This window comes from Natrialba sp. SSL1, assembly GCF_001861355.1.
Taxonomy (GTDB): Archaea; Halobacteriota; Halobacteria; order Halobacteriales; family Natrialbaceae; genus Natrialba.
On record NZ_MASN01000001.1, the window covers coordinates 34483 to 58295 of the forward strand.

The following is a 23813-nucleotide window of genomic DNA, read 5'->3' on the forward strand; positions in this document are numbered from 1 at the left end:
GGGTCCGTTCGTTCAGTATTTCGAACCCGTTTCGAAATTCCGATGCTGGAGCCACTCACGACCGGAAAATGGGGACTCGTGTGTGAAGAAATACCATTATTCGAGTTACGGCAACTGAACACTCTGTACTCCCTGAATATAGGGTGTGTGAGCGCTTAGCTCCAGGTATCTGGATCGACTGCGTGATCGCCAGCGCCGCCCTCACCGTAGAGATGGCAGGCAACCGGATGTGCGCCCTCTCCGAGACCCGGGTTCTCGCGCTCACAGACGCTCTCGTACTCCATCCGAAGGATCGACTCGGCTGCTTCCCAGTCGGCGTCTGCCAGTTCGGCGAAGGCCTCGTCGACGACCTCGCGGTGGCGATCCGGCAACGGCTCGTCGAACAACCGCTCGTGGAGCAGATCGACGAACGCCGGGACGTCTTCGGACGGAACCGACCCGTCCTCAAATTCGATCTGGTCGCCACCAACGGTCTCGAGTGAGATGTCTCGACTCTCGACCCGCTCTCGAGCGGTCATGATCTCGCGGAAGGTCTCCTGTTCGATCTGCAGGTTCTCCGGTGGGATCACCATCGGACACCGCGTCCGGAACCGACAGCCACTCGGCGGATCACGCGGCGACGGCACGTCTCCCGCGAGGGTCTCTCGGTCGCGCTCTCGTTCCTCGGTCGTCGCCCTCGGGACACTCTCGAGTAGCGCCTTCGTGTAGGGATGTTTCGGATCGTCGAACAGCTCCTCGACGGGGCCGACCTCGACGATCTCACCGAGGTACATCACGGCGACCCGGTCACAGATGTGGCGGATCACCGAGAGGTCGTGGCTGATGAGCAGGTAGGTGAGGTCGAACTCGTTTTGCAGGTCCTCGAGGAGGTTCAGGACCTGTGCCTGCACGGAGACGTCGAGCGCGCTCGTCGGCTCGTCGAGCACGAGGAACTCCGGCTCGAGTGCGAGCGCGCGGGCGATGCCGATGCGCTGGCGCTGGCCGCCGGAGAACTCGTGGGGGTAGCGGTCGAGTTGGTCGGTCGAGAGGCCGACGCGCTCGAGGAGGTCCTGCACACGGGCACGGCGTTCGTCCGGGGTACCGACGTCGTGAATGTCGAGTGGCTGCTTGACGATGTCGCCGATCGTCATCCGCGGGTCGAGACTCGAGAAGGGGTCCTGGAAGACGACCTGTGCGTTCTGGCGGAAGTCGGTGAGTGATCCGTCGTCCATCTCGTAGACGTTCTCGCCGCCGAACTCGACGCGGCCGTCGGTCGGCTCCTGGAGGCGCAACAGGGTTTCACCGGTGGTCGACTTCCCGCAGCCGGATTCGCCGACGAGACCGAGCGTCTCGCCCGCGTGGATGTCGAAGCTCACGCCGTCGACGGCGCGGACGGCGACTGGCTCGCCGCCCAGGAGTCGGTCGAGCAGCGAGTCGTTCTCCCAGAAGTACTTCTCGAGGTTCTGGACGCTGACCAGCGGTGCTTCAGCACCCGTTACAGCCGACGTGGTGGCGTGGGCATCGCTGTCGACTCCCGTTCGGGACGTCGTCTCTGTTTCGGACCCGGAACCGGCAGCGTTCACTCCTGACTCCGTCCCTGCTGTCTCGGCCGTGTGGTCGTGTTGCTCATCGGAACTCATCATGACTCACCTCCGGACTCCTCGATTGTCGTCTGTGGCTGCGTTCGCTCCTCCGGCGGTTCGCCCGCGGACTGGTCGGGCGTTTCGTGCTTGTCCCCCGCTGGCCGTTCGGTTTCGTCGAAGTAGCCTGCCGGTACCGCATCCCGCTCGTCGTACGAGCGCTCTGCGAGCACACACCGGACGGTGTGGTCGTTACTGCCCGAGGCAGCGTACTCGGGCGGGTGTTCCAGACACTGATCCATCGCCTTCGGACACCGGTCGGCGAAGTGACACCGGTCTCCCATCTCGTGATCGAGCAGGCTGGGGACGTTCCCGCCAATCGGCTGGAGCCGACCGCCAGCGCTCTCGAGGTCTGGAATCGAGCCGAGCAGCCCCTCCGTGTAGGGATGGACGTGGTCGTCGAAGACGTCCTCGAGTGTCCCCCGCTCGACGATCTCGCCGGCGTACATCACGCCGACGCGGTCGCACATCCGCGCAACGACACCCAGGTTGTGCGTGATCAACAGGATCGTCATGCCCGTCTCCTCCTGCAAGTCGTCGAGCAGATCGAGGATCTGGGCCTGAATCGTCACGTCCAGCGCCGTCGTCGGCTCGTCGGCGACGAGTACGTCCGGCTCACCCGCAAGCGCCTGGGCGATCATCGCCCGCTGGAGCATCCCACCCGAGTACTCGTGTGGGTACTCGTCGGCTCGCTCGACGGGGTCCGGAATGCCGACTAACTCGAGTAGCTCGATCGCTCGCTCCCGGCTTTCGTCGGTGACGAATCGCTGGGAGGGGAGCATCGTCGAGAGCAGGTAGTTGCTAAAGGAGTAGTCGGCCGTCTGTGTCTTGGCCTTCGTCGAGCGTGGGTTCGCACTGGCGCGTTGCTGGACCTCGACGGCTTCGGCGAGCTGTTCGCCGACGGTCAAGCTGGGGTTGAAGCTGCTCTCGGGGTCCTGGAAGATCATGCTGAAGGAGGTTCCCCGGAGCGCCGTTCGCTCCTGTTCGGTGATCGAGAGCAGGTCGACGAAGTCGCCGTCGACGGCTTCGTCGTTGTCTTCGGCGATGTGGTCGGCAAGTTCGGCGTCGTTGAACCAGATACGCCCGTCCGTGATCCGACCGGGCGACTCGATGAGGTCCATGAGCGAGCGGGCGGTCACGCTTTTCCCGCTGCCACTCTCGCCGACGATGCCGAAGACCTCGCCGCGTTCGATGCGGAAGTCAAGGTCGTCGACTGCGTTTACCTGCCCCTGTTCCGTAAAGAAGCGAGTCGAGAGTCCCTCGACGCGGATAATATCCTCAGTCATGTTAGACACCTCCCTCTCCCTCGATGTTCGGGTCGAGGGCGTCCCGGAGCCAGTCGCCGAGCAGGTTGATGCTGACTACGGCGAGCACGATCGCGATGCCGGGGATCGTCGAGATCCACCAGGCGGTTCGCAGGTAGTCCTGGCCCTGGCTAATCTCGTACCCCCACGAGAGCGTCGTCCCGGAGAACCCGAGGTACGACAGCGAACTCTCGAGGAGGATGATCGCGGCGACCTGGATCGTCGCGAGCACGATGATCGGCGTGAGGCTGTTCGGCAGGACGTGCTTGCGAAGCACGGTCCAGTTGCTCGCGCCGAGGCTTCGTGCGGCTTTCACGTACTCTTCGTTGCGTATCGCGAGCGCCTCTCCGCGGGCGACGCGGGCGAACCACACCCAGTTGACGAGTGCAACGACGAGTGTAACAGTGCCGGGAAGCACCGCGTATTCGGGCATCCCATCGGCGAACCCGGCCATAACGATCGGATCCGGTATGTGTTGGACGCTTCTGCCGAACACCCCGATGAGGGCGATTGCGAGGACGAGCGACGGGAACGCGAGCATGATGTCCGCAACCCGCATCATGGAGTCGTCCGTCCGCCCGCCGAAGTACCCCGCAACCAGCCCGAACGGCACGCCGAAGGCCGCAGCCAGACCGGTTCCGATCAACCCGACTAACAGCGACGTTCGCGCACCGAACAGCATCCGCGAGTAGACGTCCTGTCCGAGGTTGTTCGTCCCGAGTACGTGCTCGGAGGTTGGCTCGACCGTGTGTGGAATGCGTTCACGGCCGTCGTCACCATCCTCCCAGGCGTGTGTCTCGTAGTCGAACCCGATCGGTGGGTAGGAACTGCCCTCCTCGTCGAAGTGACCGGTCTGACCCGGATGATGGGTCGCAAGTATCGGTGCGAAGGTCGCGACCAGAATAATGACGAGCGCAATCGCGAGTCCGAGTTTCGCCATCAGACTCTGGTCGAACTCCCGCTTCAGACTCGATTTGAGCCGATCGGAAATCATTCGTCGACCACCCGCGGGTTGAGGTAGGCGTACAGCGAGTCGACGACGATGTTGATCACGACGAACCCGATCCCGATGAAGATGAGCACGCCCTGGATCACCGGCCAGTCACCGGCATAGAGGGCGTTGATCAGCCTCGTACCGAGTCCCGGCCAGTCGAAAACCCACTCGGTGATGACCGCGCCACCGATGAGCGTCCCGAGTTGAAGGCCGAGCACCGTGATGATCGGGATCATCGTGTTCCGAAGGACGTGCTTGTATCTGATCAGCACGCTCGGCAGTCCCTTCGCTTCGGTCGCCGTCACGTAGGGCTTTCCGAGTTCGTCAACCATACCACTGCGTGTCAGTCGCGTAATAAGGGCTGTAAAGTACGTCCCTAGTGTGAGAGCGGGCAGCGTCATATGGCGGAACCAGGTAATCAGATCGTTGAAGTAGCCGGTCGTGACGAGCACGGTCACGGCTTCGACGAAGCCAACCGGGCGCTCGCTCACCGGGAACACGCCAAACTGCACCGAGAGGACGAGAATCAACATGATCCCCAGCCAGAAGTTCGGCGTACTGATCCCAACCAGCGAGAACATCGTTGCGCTGTAATCCGAGGGCTGGTGTCGCCTCGTTGCGCTGATCACGCCAAGTGGGATCGCGATGACGATCGCGACGATCGTTGCGGCGATCGCTAACTCGAGTGTCGCTGGCACTCGTTCGATAACCATGGTCGTTACGTCGCGGCGAGACTGGTACGAGAATCCGAGGTCGCCGACCAGGATGCCCTGGAGGTACTCGATGTACTGGATGAGCAGCGGCTGGTCGAGTCCCATATCCTCGCGAACCTGTTGACGGATTTCGGGGGATGTCGCCGGATCAACGATCAGGTCGACGGGGTCACCAGGTGCGATAGCCCGAAGTCCGAAGGTGATCGTGACCACTCCCCAGACGACGAAGATACCCTGTAGTGTTCGTTTAATAAGGAATTTGGCAAGAGACATCGACTATGTATGCGTTCGAATCGTGCGAAGATGGATCGTCTGTTGGTACGTCTGCTGTGCGTGTCTTGACATTGGTCCGACGTTGGTGTCGGTTCGCCACGTCGTGTGGGTCCGACACCGATCACCGATCACCGAACCGCTACCCGAAGTCGCGGAAGCTGCCTCCCCAGCAGGCATCGCGTGTTTCGGGTGGCGAGTAGTCAGTGACGGTCGACGGGCACGAGTGGCGAGTGGCGAGTCGTGTTTCGTGTCCTGTTCTTGATCCCTACCGCTGCATCTCGTCCAGGAAGATGCTTTCGTCGGCGCGTGGCTCCCAGTCGACGTCAGAGCGGATCCCGTAGATACTCTCCTCGCGGTGGAGGAAGACCCACGGCGCTGCCTCGTAGAGCTCTGCGTTGATCTCCTGGAGGAGTTCTTCGCGCTCGTCCGGATCGTCGACGCTCTGGCTCTCGGTGATCATCTCCTCGATGTCGTCGTCCATGAAGTTGTACGACGCCTGTCCCTCGACGAACCACGGGGTAAGGCCGTAGTCGCCGTCGTACGTCGGGTTCCCCCAGCCGATAAGGAAGAAGTCCGGCGACGTCGACGGGTCGCCGTCGAGCGAGGACTCGGTGAGGCTCTCGAAGTCGACGATCTGGAAGTCACAGGAGACGTTGTCCAGCTGGTCGATCTGCTGGGCCGCCGTCTCCGCGACTTCGGTGTCGTTGAGGTATCGTCCCTCGGGCGACTCGAGTGTGATTTCGACGTCCTCGTAGCCACTCTCCTCGACGAGCGCTTCGGCCTCCTCAGGATCGTGTGGGTATGGGTCCAGCTCGTCGTTGTAGCCGAAGACACCCTCTGGGAGGGGCTGGGAACTCGGTGCACCGAAGCCGTCGAGCACGTTGTCGATGATAGAATCGACGTCGACAGCGTAGTTCATCGCCTGGCGGAACTCCTGGCTGTCGAACGGTTCGTCGTCGTTCGGCATGACCAGGAAGATGTTTCGGAGGCTGGTGACCGTCCGAATATCGGCGTCATCGAGTTCGTCGATTCCCGCAGTGTCCGTCGGCGGGACGTTGACGATCAGGTCGCTCTCGCCCGTCTCGAGTTCGGAGACTCGCGTGCTCGCCTCGCTGGCTGCACGGTAGCGGACGCGGTCGATATCGGGGACATCGCCCCAGTAGTCGTCGAACGCCGTGTAGATAATGTCCTGATCCGGCGTGTACTCTTCGACCTGGTACGGCCCGGTTCCGTTCAGTTCCTCGTTTGCGGGCTGGTCCTGGTCTTCCATCCACTCCTCGCTGACGACGGTCGCGACGGTAGCGAGGTTGAACTCGACCAGCGACGCCACGGACTCGTGTTCGACGAGCACGGTCGTGTCGTCCTCGGCTTCAGCGCCGGTGACACCGGGGTAGCGGTCGGCCTGTTCGCTGACGATGCCGACGTCTTCGTCGACGGCACGGTTGATCGTGTACGCGACGTCCGAGGCCGTCATCTCCTGGCCCTCGTGGAACACGACATCGTCTCGAACCGTCAGCTCCATCGTGTTGTCGTCGGGGTGGTCCCACTCCTCGACGATTCGTGGCTCGAGTTCACCGTCGGACGTAATGTCCCAGAGCGGCTCGTACACCTGGTCGAGCACGTTGTACGTCGGCGAGTCGTTGTGGTCGTTCGGATCGACCGTTGTCGCAAACTCCCCCTGCGTGACGACGAACTCGTCGTCACCATCACCGTTCGAGTCGTCAATACAGCCAGCTATTGCTGCAAGCCCAGCAATACTCGTCGCTGCTCCGGTCCGCTGCAGTAGCGTCCGGCGGTCGAGTGAATAATTGGCACCCTGCATACGTTGACTCATAGAAGGGCTGTTATTTATATATACTGGTACGGCATCACATATCTCGTGCGTAAGTGTCTCATTTCTCTAGGTATCGCGGACAAATACGCACTTTCTCGGCACATTCTGGGAGAGAACACTGTCACGGATTCACCACCTGAGACGTGCCACAAGTTTAAGTGCGACACAGGACGTACCACGAGTATGGCCGCTCACGGCCGGTCCGCACTGCGGGACCTGTTCGACGAGTCGCCGACGCCCCACATCGCCCACCCCCCGCGGACCCATCACCGAGACTTCTACGTCGCTACCGATGGGTCCTTCCGCCAGTCGGGTGGCGGGCTCGGCGCCGTCATCGAAACGCGCGACGGCACCCGCGTCGCCAGAGTTGCGACCGCGGATACGCCGCCGGACAACAACGTCGCCGAGTATCGGGCGCTTCACCTCGGACTCGACGTACTCGCCGCACGCGCGCCGCGGGACGCATCTGTTGGCGTCCTCATCGACCACGACGCGCTGGCGAGCAACGTCAACAATACGATCCTGGCGACGAGTCACCCGGATGGAAAACCGCCACAACCGGTTTCGATTCCGGCTGCAACGCGCTATCACTGGCGTGGCATCCAAGCACGGCTCACCGGCTTCGGCGAGGTCCGTGCTGCCCGAATCGACAGCGACCAGAACCCGGCCCATCCGCTCGCGAACGCACCCGGTCAGTACCAGCACGTCAACCGCGAACCCGACCGCTGTGTGCTCCCGGAACCGCCACAGTCGGAGCCGTCCCCGACCGAGTTCCCGCCACCATCTCGTGCGAACCGGAACAACGGTGGTGGCAGTCAGGCCTCTGACTGACGAAACCGCCACCGCCATCGAGTATCGGGTATCGTGTAGGCCGAGCGCAGCCGAACCGCCATCGTTATTTCGCCGCTCCAGAGAGTCGTCTTCGATGAGCCTTCGCGTCGCCGTCGCCGCCCCGTTCGTCCAGAACGGCACGAACCGACTCGAGGAGAACGAGTTCGTCGTCGCGCTCTCGCTCGACCGCGACTGGTTCTCGCCCGATCAGTCAAAACGCCTGATCGACGTGGCGACGCAGGACGGCCTCCTCGAACCCGATGGCAACGAACTCGTCGCCGGGTTCGACCCCACCGAGGTGACGATTCCGGAAGCGTTCGTTCCGGACGAAGATATTCTCACGGAGCGCTCCGCGTTCGAACGCGTCCTCGACGCGCTCGTCGCCGAAGGCATGGCCAAACACGAGGCCGTCGGGGCGATCAACACACTCCAGGGCGAACTCGGTGTCACGATCGAGACGGCAGCAGTGATCTACGCCCGCCGCGAGGGGCTCGACATCGACGAGTTGATTCCGGTTGCGCGTTCGGCGCTCGTCCCTGACGCAGACAGCTAGGTGTCGGCTACCCTAAAAGTCAGCACCCGGAAACCAGCGGTCAGTATCCTGCGGCTAGTACCCAGCAACCCGAAGCCAGAAGCCGAAGAGCGTTAACCGCCACACCCAGAACAGCTACCAGAGACTCACTCATGGTCGAGGACCGGATCACCGACGGCACCCGAATCGCACAACTGCTCTCCTCCGAACTCGACGGCCGAGAAGACGGGGGACTCGAGTCCCTCGCCGTCACGAACGCGGACACGGATGTCGAGCCGACGGCGGATGGAACGCGTGCGTACGATGTGACGATGACTAGAGCTGTGGATACTGCTGCAGGCGAGAGCGGTGATGACGACACCACACTACTCGCCCAGGTGTTCGTCCAGCCGGATCGCGCCCGACTCAAGTTCACCGCTGGACAGGACGGTGCGGCTGAGGCGGCCGCCGAGGCCGACCTTCGCGTTCGGCCGAAGGCGACCCAGCCGCCGCGGACGCTGGTGTTCGTCGAGAGCGGTGCGGAGGTCAAGCGAGCAACGGATGTCGTGCAGGCAGTTCTCAGCGCCGTCCAGACGGCAGACTAGCTGGACAGTGTACCGGTGATGGCTGCGGTCCGGCGGTCGTGATAGAGACGGAGGTGGTCAACCGGACGGACGAGGTCGTATTGGGAATGCTCGCCTGGTGCAACCGGTAGTATCAGGTATTCTGAACAGCCGGGCGCAGATCACTGTCTGGCGTTTCCAACCCAAAATCGACAACTACGGTATCGCCTTTCGACATTATTACTTTCCTACGCTCGTATCGTTCGAACAGAATGGCTACTGAGGTTGCGCTTACCGTCGATCTCGCTATTATTCTTTTCAGTGCGACACTCGCCGGATTCGTCGCCAAACAGACGGGCCAACCGACGATCATCGCCTACATTCTCGCTGGGGTCGTAATCGGCCCAGCGGCGCTCGGGATCGTCGAGGTCAGCGAACTGACTGAACTGCTCTCCGAACTCGGACTCGCGTTCTTGCTGTTCTTGCTCGGGATCAAGATGCGACTCGAGGAGATCCGTCACGTTCTCTCGTCGATCGTCAAAATCTCGATCCCGCAGATGATCGCGGTCTTCCTCGTGGGTGCAGGCATCGCGTTCGCGCTCAACTTCGGCCTCGTCGAGTCGGTGTTGATCGGTCTGGCGGTGATGTACAGTTCGACCGCGGTCGTCATCAAGATGCTCACGGACAAGGACGAGGCGACCTCGCTCCACGGAAAGCTCGACGTTGGCGTCTTGCTCGTGCAGGACGTCGTCGTCGTCATTATCCTGGCCGTCCTCGCGGCTGGACAGCCGGACAGCCTCGCCGAGGTTGCGACGACCCTCGCCGTCGTGCTGGTCCTCGTTGCGCTCGTGACGATTGCGGCTCTCGTCTCCTCGCGAACGGTCTTGCCGGTCGTCTTCCGCCGGATTGCCGACAACGAGGAGATCTTCTTCCTCGTCGCCATCGCGTGGGCGTTCCTGTTCGTGTTCGTCTCCGACAACATCAACCTCTTTCTCGAGCCACTGTTCGGGATTACGGCGTACCTCTCGATCGAGATGGGAGCGTTCATGGCCGGCGTGGCCATCGCACAGCTTCCGTACAGCAAGGAGTTACAGGACCGGGTCAACCCGCTGACGGACCTGTTCGTCATGGTCTTCTTCGTCTCGGTCGCGATCGACCTCGAGGCGGCACAACTCTTAGAGTACGCCCCGGAGGCGATCATCGCCGCGCTGGTGTTGATGCCCGTGAAGTTCCTCATCTTCTTCTCACTACTCGACTGGCAGGGCTTTGGCTCCGAGACGACGTTCCTCGGCAGTATCAACATGATTCAGGTCAGCGAGTTCGGGATCATCGTCGCCGCCGTCGCTGTCGAGGGTGGCTTCATCGAGCCCGAAATCCTCGGCTTCATGACGCTGCTGGCGATCTTCACGATGGCCGTCTCCGTGTACCTCATCGAGTTCAGCCACCAGCTATTCGAGCGCTTCGAGCCGACGATCACGCGGTTTACGAGTGAGGGCGACTTCGAGGGCGGCAAACAGGAGTATCGGGATCACGCGGTCGTCGTCGGCTACGACGAGGTGACCCGAAACGCGCTCCCATTGCTCGCGGCCCACTACGACGACGTCGTCGTCATCGATCGAACGGTCGAACACATCGAGACGCTCGAGGCAGAAGGATACGACACCGTCTACGGTGACTTCCGCAACGCGACGATTCGGAAGGATGTCGCCGTCTCGAAGGCCGACTTCGTTCTCTCGTCGTCGGTCGATCCGGCGGTGAACTCGGTGTTACTCGAGTCGGTCGACGAGGAGGCGACTGTCCTCGTCGAAGCCGAGCGACTCGAAGACGCGCGTCTGCTCTACGAAAGCGGTGTTCACTGTGTGCTCATGACCCCATATCTCGCGGCCGACAGACTCGGAGAGTATCTGGAGACGTACCTCGAGGAGGGCAGCGACGACGAACTCGAGGCGGCACTCGAGTCGGATATCGAACTGTTGGATAGTACTGAACCGTTCCCGGGGCCTGCTGGTGGTGTTGAAACGGGGACTGGTGCTGGTACTGGTCTTGGTTCTGGCTCTGGAACTGACGATAGCAATGACAGTGGTAGTGGAAGTGGCAATGGAGGTGGTCTCGATGAGTGACCTGCTCACCGCCGTCTCGATCATGTTCATCGTCACCGGTCCGTTCTTGCTCGTGGCCAATCGATACGATCTGCCGACGGTGCCGTTTTTCATCCTCGCGGGCATCGCCGCCGGCTTCGGGCTGGATGCGTTCGGTATCCCTGACGAGCTCACTCTCGAAATCGCCCAGTACGGTATCGCGTTGCTCGTCTTTTCCTTCGGTGTCGGTATCGATATCTCCGCTGTCCGCTCGGTGATCTGGGACAGTGAACTCGCCGCGCTTGCCCAGATTCTCGTCGTCGGTTCAGTCGGGTACGCACTGAGCGTTGCACTCGGTGTTACGCCCAGTGAGGGGATCTACGTCGGCATTGCGGCGGCGCTCTCGTCGACGATCGTCGGACGCGGGCTGGTACAAACGGACATTCAGTCACGCCTCGTCCGCGGTCGGCTTTCGAACTCGATCCAGTTCGTTCAGGATCTGTTCGCGATCCTGCTCGTGCTTGTCCTCGGAACCGGACTCGGCACAGGAACGGTCGGGGCCGGTCCGGTCGCGATGGCCGTCGGATACGGGCTCGCGCTGATCGCAGCCGCCTTCCTCGTCAATCGGTATCTGTTCGACGCCATCGGCCGACTCGCCGGCGACTCGGACGAACTCATGATTCTCGGCGTCGTCTCGCTGCTCGCGGCGTTCGTCGGCGCAGCCCAGTCTGCCGACATCTCGATCATCGTCGGTGCGTTCGCCGCCGGTCTCGCGATCCGACACGATCCGATCGAGTATCTCGGCCTGTTCAACGGACTCGAGTCGGTCCGTGATTTCTTCGTCGCGATCTTCTTCGTGACGGTCGGTGCGCTCATCACGTTCCCGTTCGTCGAAGCCGCCTGGGACGAATCCGTCGGCAAACTCCTCGTCGCGGGGGGGATCGTCGTGCTGACGGCGGTCGTGAAGCCGGCGATCACGACGGCGGTCTTGCTGTTCAGAGGCTACGAGCGACGGACAGCGACGCTCACCGCCATCAGCATCGATCAGGTCAGCGAGTTCGCGCTGATCATCGCAATCCAGGCGCTGTTGCTGGGGCAAATCTCTGAGACGCTGTTCGATGCGATCATCCTCGCCGCTGCGGTGACGATGGTCACCTCGAGTCTGAGCCAACGCTACGACGAACAGCTCTACCGCGCGCTCGTGAACCGTGGGCTGCTCCCGAGTGCACACGGCAAAATTGACGCGTGGAGCGATGTCCCGGATGATCTCTCCGATCACGTCATCATCGTCGGCTACGGTCGCCAGGGGAAGCGACTGGCCCAGACCTGTGACGACCTCGACCAGCCGTACGTCGTCGTGGAGAACGATCCGGCACGCCGGGAGACGGTCGCGGCGGAGTCTGACGCCGTGGTCGTCGGCGATGCAATGGAGAGCTACACCTGGGAGAAAGCGAACGTCGAGGACGCCCGGATCATCCTCTCGACGGTCGCGTCAAAGCCCGTCTCCAGACGGCTGCTCTCCTACAATTTCGACGCCGACATCGTGCTGCGGGCGACCGACCAGTCGGAGGCGCGGACCCTGCTTGAGTCCGGTGCCCTCTACGTCAGCGTCTCGGAACTGCTCGCTGGCCAGCAACTCGCCGAACACGTCGAGGCGCTCCTCGAGGGCGACCTGACCGCTGCGGATCTTCGCGAAGAACGGCAGGCTGATCTGGCGTTGCGTGCAGATGTGATTCAGCACCACCTCCAGTAACAGTAACGGGACTGTATCGATAGCGACATTCCTTCTATCGAAACCACAGCAAGGTTCGGATGTCGGACCTGCCGCCGGATTCGGATTCTGTCTTCGCCTGTTCAGATGCGTTCGTTGCGACTCGCGAATCCGTAGCGCTCGAGTGTCTCGAACATCTCGAGGTGCTGTTGTCTGACCGCGTCGGCGTCACCCTCGTCGGCTTCGATGGTGTCGACAACATCGTCCAGTTGGTCGCCGGCGAGTACGTTGGGGACACTCACGTAGGTCGCGCCGTCGTCGAGCAGGTCACGCGCCTCAGCAGAGGTACCGGCGCGGAGGATCACGTCGGCGTCGGTGTCGATATCGAGGACCGCCTCGGAGACGAGACTGTGATCGACAGTCGAGACCACGAGCGAGGCGTCTTCGACGGCCGCCTTCTCCCAGGGATAGACAGATAGCGCGTCTCCGAAGACGTAGTTGCGACACTCCGTTTGAATATCGTCCCAGAGGACGGGGTCGTTCTCGATGACGACGTAGTCGATGTCGCGTCGCTCGCAGGTTTCGACGAGTCGCCGCCCCTGTCGCCCGTACCCGACGACGACGATGTGGTCGGTCAGCCCCTCGGAGACGTCGCTTCGGTCGTCGATCTTTCTGGTCTGGCGGCCCGCGACGACTCGTTCGACGATCGATCGATAGACCGGTTCCTCGTATCGTCTGGCGACCGACGTCAGGATCATCGTCGCCGCCGCAGCGAGGATGATTCCCTCGAACAGCGTCTCAGAGATGGCCCCGAGTAACAGCGCCTCGATCGCGATAACGAGCGAGAGCTCGCTCACCTGATTGAGACTCGAACTCGAGAGGAACGCGGTTCGGACGTCGTACCCCTCGAAGACGAACGCGAGCGTCATCACGAGCGGGTTGACGAAGAGGACGAGGGCAGTGAGCGTGGCCCCGATGACGAACACGTCGAAGCTCGGAATCGTGACGAGCGAGCCGAGCGTGACGAAGAAGATAGCGACGAAGAAGTCACGGATGGAGGCGATACCGTTGCGGACACCGAGCGAGGAGACGTCGTCGCTGCGGATCGCGATGCCGGCGGCGAACGCGCCAACGACGGCCGAGAGGCCGGCGAGTTCGGCACCGGCGAGGAAGGCGATGAGGATGGAGATACTCCCCATCATGACGAGTTCGTCGGAGTCGCCGGCGAGGCGAACGAGCAGCGGAAAACCGTGGCGATAGACGAGCATCGAGGCGAGCAACAGGAGGACGGCGAAGCCGATCTGTGAGGTGACGAGCGTCGTCGTGTACTGGTCTGCAGAGAGGATGACGATCAGTCCGATCGCGAGCAGGTCGTCGAAGAAATGTACCGACGAGGCGAGTCGGCCGTGGACGAGGTTGTTCCGAATCTCCTGTTCGAGCACCTCGGAGCCCACGATCGTCGAACTGAGCGTCGCCGCAATCGCGAAGTAGACGGCGTTCTCGGTGCCGAAGCCGAACAGCGTGGCGACGACGAACGCGATCGGCCCCACGACGATCAGTTGCGTGCCAGCAGCCGTTTCTGCGTCCCGAAGCACCGCTTGCACCGAGCTGAAATCGAACCGGTACCCGAACGTGAACACGAGGAACGCGATGCCCCACTGTGCGAGTTCGATCAACTGGTCCTGAGCGACGAGTTCGCCGGCCCCGATGACGAACCCCGCGAGCAGGTAGAACGGTACCGGCGACAGCGATAGCTGATTCGCAATCAGCAAGAACAAGCCGGCCGCGATGAACACGATCGCGAGCGAGGTGATCAGATCAGTCATCGTCATCACCTCCCTGCTGGCGAGACGGGTCCGACGGTGCAGACTGTGCCCCGTCTCCGCGTTCGATACGGATGATGTCGTCCGCGATTGACCGCTCGAACGCCTCCCGGTCAGTGACGTACTGTTCGATGTACTCGCTCAGCCGTTCTGCAGTCAGGTACGTACTCATGATGACGTAGGCTGCACCCCGGTCGTAGAGTTCGCGCGCGTCGTCGATTCGCTCCGCCTCGACGAAGACCGTCGCGTCGTCCGGGGCCTCCTCGAGTAGCGCCTTGTTCACCTCGGGCTGGACGGTCGAACTCAAAACGAAGGCAGCGTCCTTGAGGTTCGCCTCCTTGCGGATTTCGCCGTGGCGGAAGTCGCCGTAGATGGAGTCGTACTGGCCCTCCGCTTCCAGCGATTCGATGTGATCCGTTTGCCGGTCGATGATGACGACATCGCCGTACTCGTCTTCGAGTCTCGGCAGCACGCGTTCAGTGATTTCGTCGTAGCCGATCGCGATGACGTGATCCGAGTGGGACTCGAGTTCGACGTCGTCCTTGTCTTCGGACTCGAACCGTTCGAACCAGGGCTGGACGCGGTCGTAGATGGTGTGGTTGTAGCTGATGATGTACGTCGAGAGGCTCATCGTCAGCAGTGCCATCAGGCTGAGGTAGCCGAGTACGTCGGTTTCGATGAAGTCCTGCGTGACTGCGAGCGCGCCGACGACCAGCGAGAACTCGCTGACCTGGACCATGTTGATCGAGCCGAGGAACGACGTTCCGACGCTGAATCCCTCGCGGTCGATCAGGTAGAACATGATCCAGAAGTTGCCGACCATCAGGATTGCGGAGGCGACGATCGCTTCGAGCCAGTAGGCGGTCAGATCGTCCGCCGCGAGCTGCAGGCCGATACTCGCGAAGAAGACGAGGATGAAGAAGTCCGTGATCGGCGTGATCCGGTCCTCGAGTTCCTTACTGTAGGGAAGCTGTGCGATGCTGATCCCGGCGAGGAACGCGCCGACTTCGAGCGAGAGGTCAAAGTATTCGGAGATGGCGATGAAGAGGAACGCCCACGCGATGGCGACGATGAGGAAGACGTCCTTGTTGTCCGCGATGCGCCGGAACAGTCGCGGGAGGAGATAACGCGAAGAGGCAATGGAGAAGACACCGATGAAGGTCATCATGACGGCAATGACGCCGAGTGTGGTTGCGATTTCGCTCGCGCTACCGAGTTCCTCGGCACTGAGCAGTGCGAGGACGACGACGAGGTAGATGTCCTGAACGATGAGGACGCCAACGTCGATTTTGCCCGGGAGCGAGGTGATCTCGTCCTTGTCGGTGAGGATCTTGACGATGATCGGCGTCGCGCCGAAGACGGTGGCCAGCGCGATGATGGCGACTTCGGTGGGATCGAAGCCGAGCGCCCACGCGACTGCCAGCGCCAGCGCCGTCTGCAGGATCGTCTGCCAGACGGCAATGTTGACGATCGGGCGTAAGATCTCCCGAATGTCGTCGAAGCGCATCTTCATCCCGAGCAAGAACAGCAGGAAGCCGAGCCCGAGTTCGGCCATGAGTTCGACGAGTCCCTCCTCGGTGACGATGTCGAACATCACGGGGCCGAGAATGAGCCCGGTTAGAATGTACGCGATGATCGTCGGCTGCCCGAACTGCCGGGCGATGACGCCGATCGTCGTCGCCGTCACTATAATAATCGCAAAGTCGGCAGCGAGGGCGATTTCACTCATCAAAAATCCAGCTCGGATGGGCTTTCGTGTATCCGACCTTTATGCGTTGTTGTCCGTTGTCACTGGCCCTTCCGCCATTCTTGGCAAATTTTGCAGGATGGCCGTGTCCTCCTACTCCGACAGTGTCCCACTTGTCCCTTACTCCGATCCCATCTCGGCTCGCTCTCGATCATGGCCTCGCTCAACGAACTCCTCGCGCGAAATCTCTCCTTCGAGAACCGCCACGAGATCGTCGCCGACCCGTTCGGCCGCAAGCACGTCCGGATAGATCACGCCGCTCGCCCCGCGCTCGCTACACTCGGCCGCCTGTTCAGTCGTGTCGACACGGACGATGCGCGGCACGTCCGTCTCGAGTCCGGCCACCGCTTTGGCCCGTGCCTGCCGCGGTGTGAGCGCAACGACGAGCGCAGCCTCCTCGAGCTGAGCCTGTTTCCAGACCTGCTCGTTCAGCACGTCGCCGTAGACGTAGTTCTCGCAGGCCTCCCGGATCTCGTCGTACAGCGCCGGATTGTCCTCGATGACGAGCAGCGGTCGCTCTCGCTCGTGGGCCGTACTCGAGTCCACCAGTTCGCGCCCGCCGTGTTCGAAGTCGACGACGATGACGTGATTCGAGAGGTCGTCGGAAACCTGCGTTCGCTTCCCGACGGACTCACCGAGCGCGCTGACGACGCCGCGCTCGCGGAGCCAGCGGTTGATCGACTCGGCGTGTCGACCGGTGGACGCCGCCAAGAGCATCGTAATCGCGGCGGTGAGGATGATCGCCTCGAAAACGGGGGCGGCGATCTGCTCCGCCGCCAGCGCCTCGATCGCGATGAAGAGGCTGAAGATACTCACCTGGTCGAGCGTGAGGCCGGTCAGCACGGCCGTGCGACCGTCGAAGCCGGTCCGCAGGAGCAACGCAGCGGCGAGCAGCGGGTTGAGTACGACGATGGCGACCAGGAGGACGAGCGTGTAGCCGATCGACTCGAGTCCCGGGAGCGTCAGCAACGCGCCGAGCGTGACGAAGAAGATCGGCGAGAAGAAGTCCTCGAGGTCGTCGACGGTGTCTACGAGTTCGAGTGAATGTGGGTAGTCGTCGGCGACGGCGATGCCGGCGGCGAACGCGCCGACGACGATCGAGAGGGTTGCCGCCTCGGCGAGGGCGATGAAGCCGACGACGAAGGCGATGCCGATGAGCATCATCACTTCCGAGTCACCCCGAAGGCGGGCTGTCAACCGGTGGAAGACAGCGTACCGGATGATGAGCGCGAGCGCGAGAATGCCGCCAGCGGCGGCGAACTGTTCGACGGCTGGCGTCGCCGCGTAGACGAACGCGCTCAGCGAGAGCACGATGAGCACGCCAAGTACGTCCTCGGTGAAGTGGATCGACTCGGCGAGTCTGGCGTACGTCGGCCGGGTGTCGGCTGCGCTGTCGAGATAACTGGTCGCGACGAGCGACGAACTCAGTGCGGCGGCGACGCCGAGGTAAACGGCGTTGGTCGCGTCGAGGCCGAACACGAGTCCCGCACCGACGGCCAGACCGCCGACGACCGCGACCTGGACGATGCTGACGGCGACGCTGATTCGACCCGTCGAACGGACGGCACCGAGGTCGACGTGGATCCCGAACAGGAACACGAGGAAGGCGACGCCCCACTGGGCGAGGTCGAGCAACTGCGACTCGTCGATGACGACGCCGACGAGAACGCCGGCGAGCAGGTAGAACGGAATCACCGGCAACGATCGCTGTGCGGCGACGACCAGAAGCACTGCCGCGATGCCGAAGATGAGCGTCAGCGCGAACAGAACGTCATACATCGGTCTCACCTCCGTTTTCGTCGTTTCGTCGATCCCGTTCCTCGTCGCGGTGGCGAGTTCGATCCCGGCCGTCGTCGCGACTGGTCGACGCCGGATCGACTGACTCGTTCGCCCGCAGCGTCTCGCTTCGCGCTCGCTCCGACAGTTCTGCCAGCCGCTGGTCGAACGCCTCGCGGTCGTCGAACGTTGCGAGCAACTCGGCGAGTTCAGTGCCGACGAGCCCAGCGGTCTCGACGACATAGTCTGCGCCGTGGTCGCGAAGCCGCTGGGCCGACGCTTCGGTGGTCGTTCGTACGATCGAGATCGTCTCGGGCGTCTCCTCGACCAGCCGCCGGTTGACGTCGTCCCGCGTAGCGACGCTCACGAGCACGTCCGCCTCGGCGACGTTCGCCTCCTGTCTGATCTCGCCGTGTCTGGCGTTCCCGAAGATGAACTCGTGGTCGCCTTCGGCAAGTTCCTCGACGTACTCCGCACCGTCCTCGACGATGACCACGTCCTCGACGGCGTCCTCGAGTAGCGTCGCGAGCTCTGCGGTAAACCGATTGTAACCGACGATGACGGCGTGGTCCTCGTACTCCACGGGATCGGCTTCGATCGTGTCCTCGCGCTCGAACCGCGAAAGGAACGGTTCGACTCGATCGAAGATTTCCCGGTTGTATCGCACGTAGTACGTCGAAATCGGCATCGTCACGAGGGCCATCAGGCTGAGAAAGCCGAGAATCCCTTCCTCGACGAACCCCTCGTTGACCGCGAGCGCCCCGAGGACGACGGAGAACTCGCTCACCTGCAACATCGAGATGGTGCCGAGGAACGAGGTCTCCATGTCGAAGCGCTGGCTGTAGAACAGCCCGAAAACGATGCCGAAGTTGATCACGAGCAAGGCCGCACAGGCGAGTAGTGCCTCCTGCCAGTAGGCGAGCAACTGGCCGCGCTCCATCTGCAACGCGATGCTCGCGAAGAAGACGGCGATGAAGAAGTTCGTCGCCGGCCGCATCCGCTCTTTGAGCTCCGTGCTGTAGGGCAGCTGTGCCAGCGAGAGGCCCGCGATGAACGCGCCCAGCTCGACCGATAACTCGAGTGCCTCCGCGGCGAAGATGAAGACAAACGCCCAGGCGATACCGACGGTGAACAGCGTGCTCTTGTTTGCGGCGCTCGCCCGCAACAGTGACGGAAGGACGTATTTGCTGGCGGCGTAGGCGACGAGGCCGATGGCGACCATCAGGATGAGCACCCGGCCGATGCTCGTGGCGATCTCGGCGGTGTCGTCGACGGTACCGACGGTGAGGATGGCGAGCGCCAGCACGAGGTAGATGTCCTGGAAGATGAGGATACCGACGTCTGCCTTGCCGTACAGCGTCTTGAGGTCGCCCTTGTCGCCGAGTACCTTGACGATGATCGGCGTCGCGCCGAACGTGGTGGCGAGTGCGAGCATCAGCGATTGAAAGAGTGTGAACCCGAGGGCGAGCGCGACTGCGGTCGAGGCGATTGCCTGCAACACCGCCTGGCCGACGGCGATCACGCCGACCGGGCGCATGATCTCCCGGATATCGTCGAACCGCATCTCGATGCCGAGCAAGAAGAGCAGGAAGCCAAGCCCGAGTTCGGAGAGGATCTCGATCAGTTGGTCCTCGCCGACGATGCCGAGTCCGATCGGCCCGACGACGACACCGGTCAGGATGTAGGCGACGATCGTGGGCTGGCCGGTCAGTCTGGCGGCGTAGCTGAGGACGGCGGCAGCGACGATGAGCAACGCGAAGTCCGTCGCGAGTGCGATTCCACCGAGCGACATGATCGAGAGCTAGCAGTAGCCGACGGGTGCGATCGGACCACACCGAGTCCCACGACGGTTCCGACGGCCGAGCACCTGAAACAGCCTCTGTCGCACCCAGCTACCTCGTCCCATCGGAAAAGCGTTCGCGCTGCACGCATGCGCCGATAACACCTGGTCTACCAGTCAGCCAGTGACTACTCGAGTAACCCCTCGACTAGCAACTCCGCCGAGGAGAGGTTGGTCGCGAGCGGAACGTCGTGGACGTCACAGATCCGCAACAGTGCAGAGATGTCCGGCTCGTGGGGTTGGGCGCGGAGCGGGTCGCGCAGGAAGACGATACCGTCGAGTTCGTCCGCGGCGACTTCGCCGCCGATCATCAGGTCGCCGCCGTAGGGGCCGGACTCCTTGCGCTCGACCTCGAGATTGGTTTCCTCCTGGAGTCGTTTGCCGGTCGTCCCGGTCGCGACGAGGTCGCAGTCGGTGAGTGTCGGCTCGTAGCGGGTGGCGAACTCGATCAGTGTGGGTTTCTTCTCGTCGTGAGCGATCAGTGCGATGCGGCCCATACGGCGTGGTCGACCGCTTGACGGGTAAGTCGCTCACTCGCATGTGAGCGGTCTAGGTAGATGTGATTGCTCTGGGTAGGTGTGACTAATGTGACTGATTCGGGTAGCTGTGACTGGCTCGACGTACTGTGATAGACCCGCGTGCGTCGAACGCGGGGACGGCAACGACGGAGGCGAACGTTTTTCCGCACGGGCTGTCCGGCTTTCGCTATGCCAGCGCCATCACCACCATCATCGTCGCCATCGACGCCAGCTGATGCGCCGTCCTCAAAGCCCGACGCCCACCACGTCGGCATCACCGTCGACAATCTCGACACCGTCCTTCCGTTCTACCGCGACGATCTCGGCCTTACGGTCGTCGACGAGTTCAGTGTCGCCGGTGACGAACTTGCCGCTGCGATAAACGTTGCAGACGCGAGCGGCACGTTCGTCCATCTCGAAGGCGAGGGCGGGCACGGCTCCCGCATCGAACTCGTTTCGTTCGAACCTGCCGCTCGAGACGCACCAACCGCAGGGCTCAATCAGCCTGGTGCGACGCACGTCGGCCTCCAGGTCGACGATCTCGACTCGTTCTACGCGACCCTCGACGACGACGTCACGACACTGAGCGAGCCCCGAACGACCGACAGCGGAACGACGATTCTCTTCCTGCGCGATCCGGAGGGGAATCTCGTCGAAGTACTCGAGTCCTGAGCAACAATGATCGTGGCCGGTAGCCGAGTCTCGATCACCAAACACAGAGACAGCCACTGGGACCCAGGAGAGAGCCTAAGCAGACAGCGCGTTACTCACGTTCGAACGTCGACCGGACCTGTTCGACGTCGGTCTCACAGGAGGGACAGGTTTCCTTCTCCTCGGCGATGTAGACCGCCTTGCACGTCGAACACTGGAACAGGTTGCCGCTCGCGCCGGTTCTCGAGTCGGCGGAGGATTCTGCTTCCGGCGACGGCGTCTCGGTGGAATCAGTGCCGCCGAGCAGTGACCTGATTCCGAAACTGGTTCCGCTATCAGTGTCGGACTGTGCCGTCCCGCCAGCCCGCGTCGTGAGTTGTGTGCCGGTACTGGGGCCCGTCCCACGCCGAAGTGTCGACTGTACGTGGTCACGAACGCGACCGAACTGCAACAACGGCTTCATCTTCCGGCGAATGTCCATACATGGTGTATGTAGAATGACCCCGAAGTAGATGCCGTCTAAAATATTTGGTGGCCGACCGTGTGACCCGTCCACTCACTGCATATCGATTGCACACCGCCTCGTCGTTCTCGTTCGCCGTGTTGGGGCCGGATAGGAAGTTTTTCCACCTCCGCGGAGCCACTCGCGTGCATGAACTTCTTCGACCGCCTGCACGACCGCATCCGAACGGTCGACAGCGTCGTCAGCGTCGGCCTCGATCCAGACCCGTCTCGCATTCCCGACCACCTCGCCGACTACGATCTCCCGCGATGGGCGTTCAATCGCCGCATCATCGACGCAACCCACGAACACACTGCAATCTACAAACCGAACGCCGCCTTCTACGAGGACCCCGACGGCTGGGCCGCGCTCGAGGAGACCATCGCCTACGCCCACGGCAAGAACGTCCCCGTCCTGCTCGACGCCAAGCGCGCGGATATCGGGAACACGACCCGCCAGTACGCCCAGATTCTCGAGAAAGTCGACGCGATCACGGTCAACCCGTACATGGGGCGGGATTCCCTCCAACCATTCCTCGCCGACGAGGAATCGGGCGTCTTCGTCCTCTGTCGCACGTCGAACCCCGGCGGCGCGGACATCCAGGATCTCGAACTCGAGTCCGGTGAGCCAGTGTACGAGCGCGTCGCCGCGCTCGCAGATCTCTGGAACGAGAACGACAACGTCGGCCTCGTCGTCGGCGCGACGAAACCAGCGGAACTCGAAGAGCTCCGCGAGCAGGTGCCCGACCTGCCGTTCCTCGTCCCTGGCGTGGGCGCACAGGGCGGCGACGCCGAGGCAGCCGTCGAGTTCGGGTTGGCGAACGGTGTCGGGCTGGTGAACTCCTCGCGTGGCATTATCTTTGCAGGCGAACACGACGGCGAGGAGTTCGCCGCAGCGAGCGGCCAGGCGGCGAAGCGGCTCAAGAAGCGGCTCAATCAGTACCGGGACTGAGTTATACCAGACAGACTGTACTGAACCAGACCGAGCCACACCGAACCACACTGCACCACACTGCACCACACTGCACCACACTGCACCACACTGCACCACACTGAACTGCAGTGGGCTGACTCACCGCCACGACTCCGCAAAAACGAAACCGGGGACCGCCGTCGCAAACCCGATCACGCAGGTGACCGAACCTCGACAGTCGGCGTATTCGGCTGTGCGAGCGTGATGAGCGTATACACCGGTGAGCGCTGCGGATACGCCTGTACGGCGGCTTGTTCTTCTGCCGTCAGATCCCCCGTCACGTCGACCTCGATCTCGAGTTCACCGTACATCTCGTCGGCCCTGTCGAGATCGTGGATCCCGAACAGCATCCGGAGATCCACGGGTGCACGGACTGTCGTCGTCACGTCCTCGATTGCGATCCCTTCACGGATCGCGTTGTAACCGATCGTGCCGTTGATACAGGCCGTCAGGGCTGCCAGTGCCCCCTCGATGGCTTCGTAGCGGTCCGTCGGCTCGAGATACCCCATCGCATCTTCGAGCTCCGGCGGCAGTCCGAACTCGAGTGTGTGTTCGCGGTCGCCACCCATTTCCTCGCCGCCAAGTTCCCACATGCCGATCGTGGCGGTCGTTCGGTTGGTGACGCTCTCGCTGGCACCGGTTGCGCGGAACTCGAGCATGCCGTCGGTCGGGTTTGCGGCGAGCCAGTCGATGAAGTCCGCGTGTGCGGCGGTATCGACGCCGTGGTCGATACCAGTCGTCGCTCGTGTCGGTCGTCGTTGGTTGGTGTTCGTTCCCATCGGATTCACCAACTGCGATACGCGTCGGTCGAAAATAAAGGAGCGACGGCGCGACTGCGCGGCTTTCGACCGGATGACCGCCTCGCGGTGCGTTTCGCGCCGGATCGTCTCCCGTGGATGTCGCGTCGGTGTCGGTTCCGTACGGAACTCTCGTTACTCGCAGTCGGTCAGATTCGAAATTGCTCTTCTCGCACGTCTCGTCCTTCCTCCCACTCGACAACCCGACCAACCACGCGTCCATCGCGTACCCGATCGGTAATCTCGACCGTGACCTCGATCGGCACGGCGGCTGCCTCGGCTTTCGCATCCAGCTCCGCTGGCAGTTTCTCACCGACGACGATCGGAAGCGGACTAGACTCGAGTGGATGGGCTGCGACGAACTCCCCATCGCGCTCCTCGAGAGCGACGCGGAACCGCTCGCCGACGCCGACGGCGGACTCGAGTTGGTTACGAATCGAGGTCATGGTGTCTCAAAACCGGTGAATATCCACGTCATCCGAGTTCGGATCCCGTCCTGGCTCGGCCTGTGCTGCACAGTCGGCACAGAGGCCCTTCCCGCGCTCGTAGTGCTGTTCGCAGGCGAGCGTGCCGCAGTTGTCACAGCGCTCCTGGGCCGGACGCGATTCGCAGATCTGACAGAGGCCGCTGACGCTCATACGGACAGTAGGGGCTCGAGTACCTTGAAACTGGAGCCGGCGTCAGCCTCTCGAGGGTGACATACATCGATGTTTGGTATGTGGAATGGTAACTAGAGACGAGAAGGCTTTTGCCGTG

21 protein-coding genes are annotated in these 23813 nt (G+C 62.4%); 7 read left to right on the forward strand and 14 right to left on the reverse strand.

All coding sequences use genetic code 11. The features are described from left to right. Positions 1–155 precede the first annotated feature (155 nt). From BBD46_RS00160 to BBD46_RS00180, 5 genes are all read right to left on the reverse strand, one after another. A complete protein-coding gene (locus BBD46_RS00160; RefSeq protein WP_071399990.1) occupies positions 156–1619 on the reverse strand; it encodes an oligopeptide/dipeptide ABC transporter ATP-binding protein in 1464 nt (487 codons plus the stop codon). Next, positions 1619–2905, reverse strand: a complete 1287-nt coding sequence (locus BBD46_RS00165; RefSeq protein ID WP_071399767.1) for an ABC transporter ATP-binding protein — start codon at positions 2903–2905, stop codon at positions 1619–1621. The genes BBD46_RS00160 and BBD46_RS00165 overlap by 1 nt, the downstream gene beginning before the upstream one ends. Before the next feature lies 1 nt (position 2906). Beyond that, positions 2907–3917, reverse strand: a complete 1011-nt coding sequence (locus BBD46_RS00170) for an ABC transporter permease (protein ID WP_071399768.1) — start codon at positions 3915–3917, stop codon at positions 2907–2909. Next, positions 3914–4903 carry an ABC transporter permease gene (locus BBD46_RS00175; RefSeq protein ID WP_071399769.1) on the reverse strand — a complete coding sequence of 330 codons (990 nt, stop codon included), beginning with the start codon at positions 4901–4903 and terminating at the stop codon, positions 3914–3916. The genes BBD46_RS00170 and BBD46_RS00175 overlap by 4 nt, the downstream gene beginning before the upstream one ends. 265 nt (positions 4904–5168) lie before the next feature. After that, positions 5169–6725: an ABC transporter substrate-binding protein gene (locus BBD46_RS00180; protein WP_071399770.1), complete on the reverse strand. Its 1557-nt coding sequence runs from the start codon at positions 6723–6725 to the stop codon at positions 5169–5171. A 195-nt stretch (positions 6726–6920) separates the two neighbouring features. Between BBD46_RS00180 and BBD46_RS00185 the strand changes: the two genes are divergently transcribed. The 5 genes from BBD46_RS00185 to BBD46_RS00205 all read left to right on the forward strand — a co-directional run bounded on the left by BBD46_RS00185 (position 6921) and on the right by BBD46_RS00205 (position 12473). After that, positions 6921–7568, forward strand: a complete 648-nt coding sequence (locus tag BBD46_RS00185; RefSeq protein WP_071399771.1) for a reverse transcriptase-like protein — start codon at positions 6921–6923, stop codon at positions 7566–7568. 94 nt (positions 7569–7662) lie between these two features. Next, the gene (locus BBD46_RS00190) at positions 7663–8121 is read left to right on the forward strand and encodes a DUF2240 family protein (RefSeq protein WP_071399772.1); all 459 of its coding nucleotides are present in this window, start codon (positions 7663–7665) and stop codon (positions 8119–8121) included. Positions 8122–8252: 131 nt separating this feature from the next. Then, the gene (locus BBD46_RS00195; RefSeq protein WP_071399773.1) at positions 8253–8684 is read left to right on the forward strand and encodes a hypothetical protein; all 432 of its coding nucleotides are present in this window, start codon (positions 8253–8255) and stop codon (positions 8682–8684) included. Between the two features lie 230 nt (positions 8685–8914). Then, positions 8915–10762, forward strand: a complete 1848-nt coding sequence (locus BBD46_RS00200) for a cation:proton antiporter (protein WP_071399774.1) — start codon at positions 8915–8917, stop codon at positions 10760–10762. Further along, the gene (locus BBD46_RS00205; protein WP_071399991.1) at positions 10755–12473 is read left to right on the forward strand and encodes a cation:proton antiporter; all 1719 of its coding nucleotides are present in this window, start codon (positions 10755–10757) and stop codon (positions 12471–12473) included. Before BBD46_RS00200 ends, BBD46_RS00205 begins: the two co-directional genes overlap by 8 nt. A gap of 101 nt (positions 12474–12574) precedes the next feature. Here BBD46_RS00205 and BBD46_RS00210 read toward each other — a convergent pair whose 3' ends face one another. From BBD46_RS00210 to BBD46_RS00230, 5 genes are all read right to left on the reverse strand, one after another. After that, positions 12575–14263 carry a cation:proton antiporter gene (locus BBD46_RS00210; RefSeq protein ID WP_084777628.1) on the reverse strand — a complete coding sequence of 563 codons (1689 nt, stop codon included), beginning with the start codon at positions 14261–14263 and terminating at the stop codon, positions 12575–12577. Beyond that, a complete protein-coding gene (locus BBD46_RS00215; protein ID WP_071399775.1) occupies positions 14250–15983 on the reverse strand; it encodes a cation:proton antiporter in 1734 nt (577 codons plus the stop codon). The genes BBD46_RS00210 and BBD46_RS00215 overlap by 14 nt, the downstream gene beginning before the upstream one ends. A gap of 138 nt (positions 15984–16121) precedes the next feature. Continuing rightward, the gene (locus BBD46_RS00220) at positions 16122–17780 is read right to left on the reverse strand and encodes a cation:proton antiporter (protein WP_071399776.1); all 1659 of its coding nucleotides are present in this window, start codon (positions 17778–17780) and stop codon (positions 16122–16124) included. Next, positions 17773–19569 (reverse strand): cation:proton antiporter, encoded by a 1797-nt coding sequence (locus BBD46_RS00225; RefSeq protein ID WP_071399777.1) that lies wholly within the window; start codon positions 19567–19569, stop codon positions 17773–17775. The genes BBD46_RS00220 and BBD46_RS00225 overlap by 8 nt, the downstream gene beginning before the upstream one ends. 176 nt (positions 19570–19745) lie before the next feature. Beyond that, positions 19746–20114 (reverse strand): methylglyoxal synthase, encoded by a 369-nt coding sequence (locus BBD46_RS00230; protein ID WP_071399778.1) that lies wholly within the window; start codon positions 20112–20114, stop codon positions 19746–19748. A 210-nt stretch (positions 20115–20324) separates the two neighbouring features. Between BBD46_RS00230 and BBD46_RS00235 the strand changes: the two genes are divergently transcribed. Next, a complete protein-coding gene (locus BBD46_RS00235) occupies positions 20325–20807 on the forward strand; it encodes a VOC family protein (protein WP_071399779.1) in 483 nt (160 codons plus the stop codon). Positions 20808–20898: 91 nt separating this feature from the next. On the opposite strand, the gene BBD46_RS00240 is transcribed toward BBD46_RS00235, so the two are convergent. After that, positions 20899–21267: a hypothetical protein gene (locus BBD46_RS00240; protein WP_071399780.1), complete on the reverse strand. Its 369-nt coding sequence runs from the start codon at positions 21265–21267 to the stop codon at positions 20899–20901. Positions 21268–21438: 171 nt separating this feature from the next. Here BBD46_RS00240 and pyrF point away from each other — a divergent pair, with 171 nt between their 5' ends. After that, the gene (gene pyrF / locus BBD46_RS00245) at positions 21439–22239 is read left to right on the forward strand and encodes an orotidine-5'-phosphate decarboxylase (RefSeq protein WP_071399781.1); all 801 of its coding nucleotides are present in this window, start codon (positions 21439–21441) and stop codon (positions 22237–22239) included. A gap of 173 nt (positions 22240–22412) precedes the next feature. On the opposite strand, the gene BBD46_RS00250 is transcribed toward pyrF, so the two are convergent. The 3 genes from BBD46_RS00250 to BBD46_RS00260 all read right to left on the reverse strand — a co-directional run bounded on the left by BBD46_RS00250 (position 22413) and on the right by BBD46_RS00260 (position 23695). Then, positions 22413–23039, reverse strand: coding sequence for an OsmC family protein (locus tag BBD46_RS00250; protein ID WP_071399782.1), 627 nt, complete (start codon positions 23037–23039; stop codon positions 22413–22415). A gap of 167 nt (positions 23040–23206) precedes the next feature. Next, positions 23207–23503 (reverse strand): hypothetical protein, encoded by a 297-nt coding sequence (locus tag BBD46_RS00255; protein ID WP_071399783.1) that lies wholly within the window; start codon positions 23501–23503, stop codon positions 23207–23209. 6 nt (positions 23504–23509) lie between these two features. Then, a complete protein-coding gene (locus tag BBD46_RS00260) occupies positions 23510–23695 on the reverse strand; it encodes a hypothetical protein (protein WP_071399784.1) in 186 nt (61 codons plus the stop codon). Between the last annotated feature and the right edge of the window lie 118 nt (positions 23696–23813).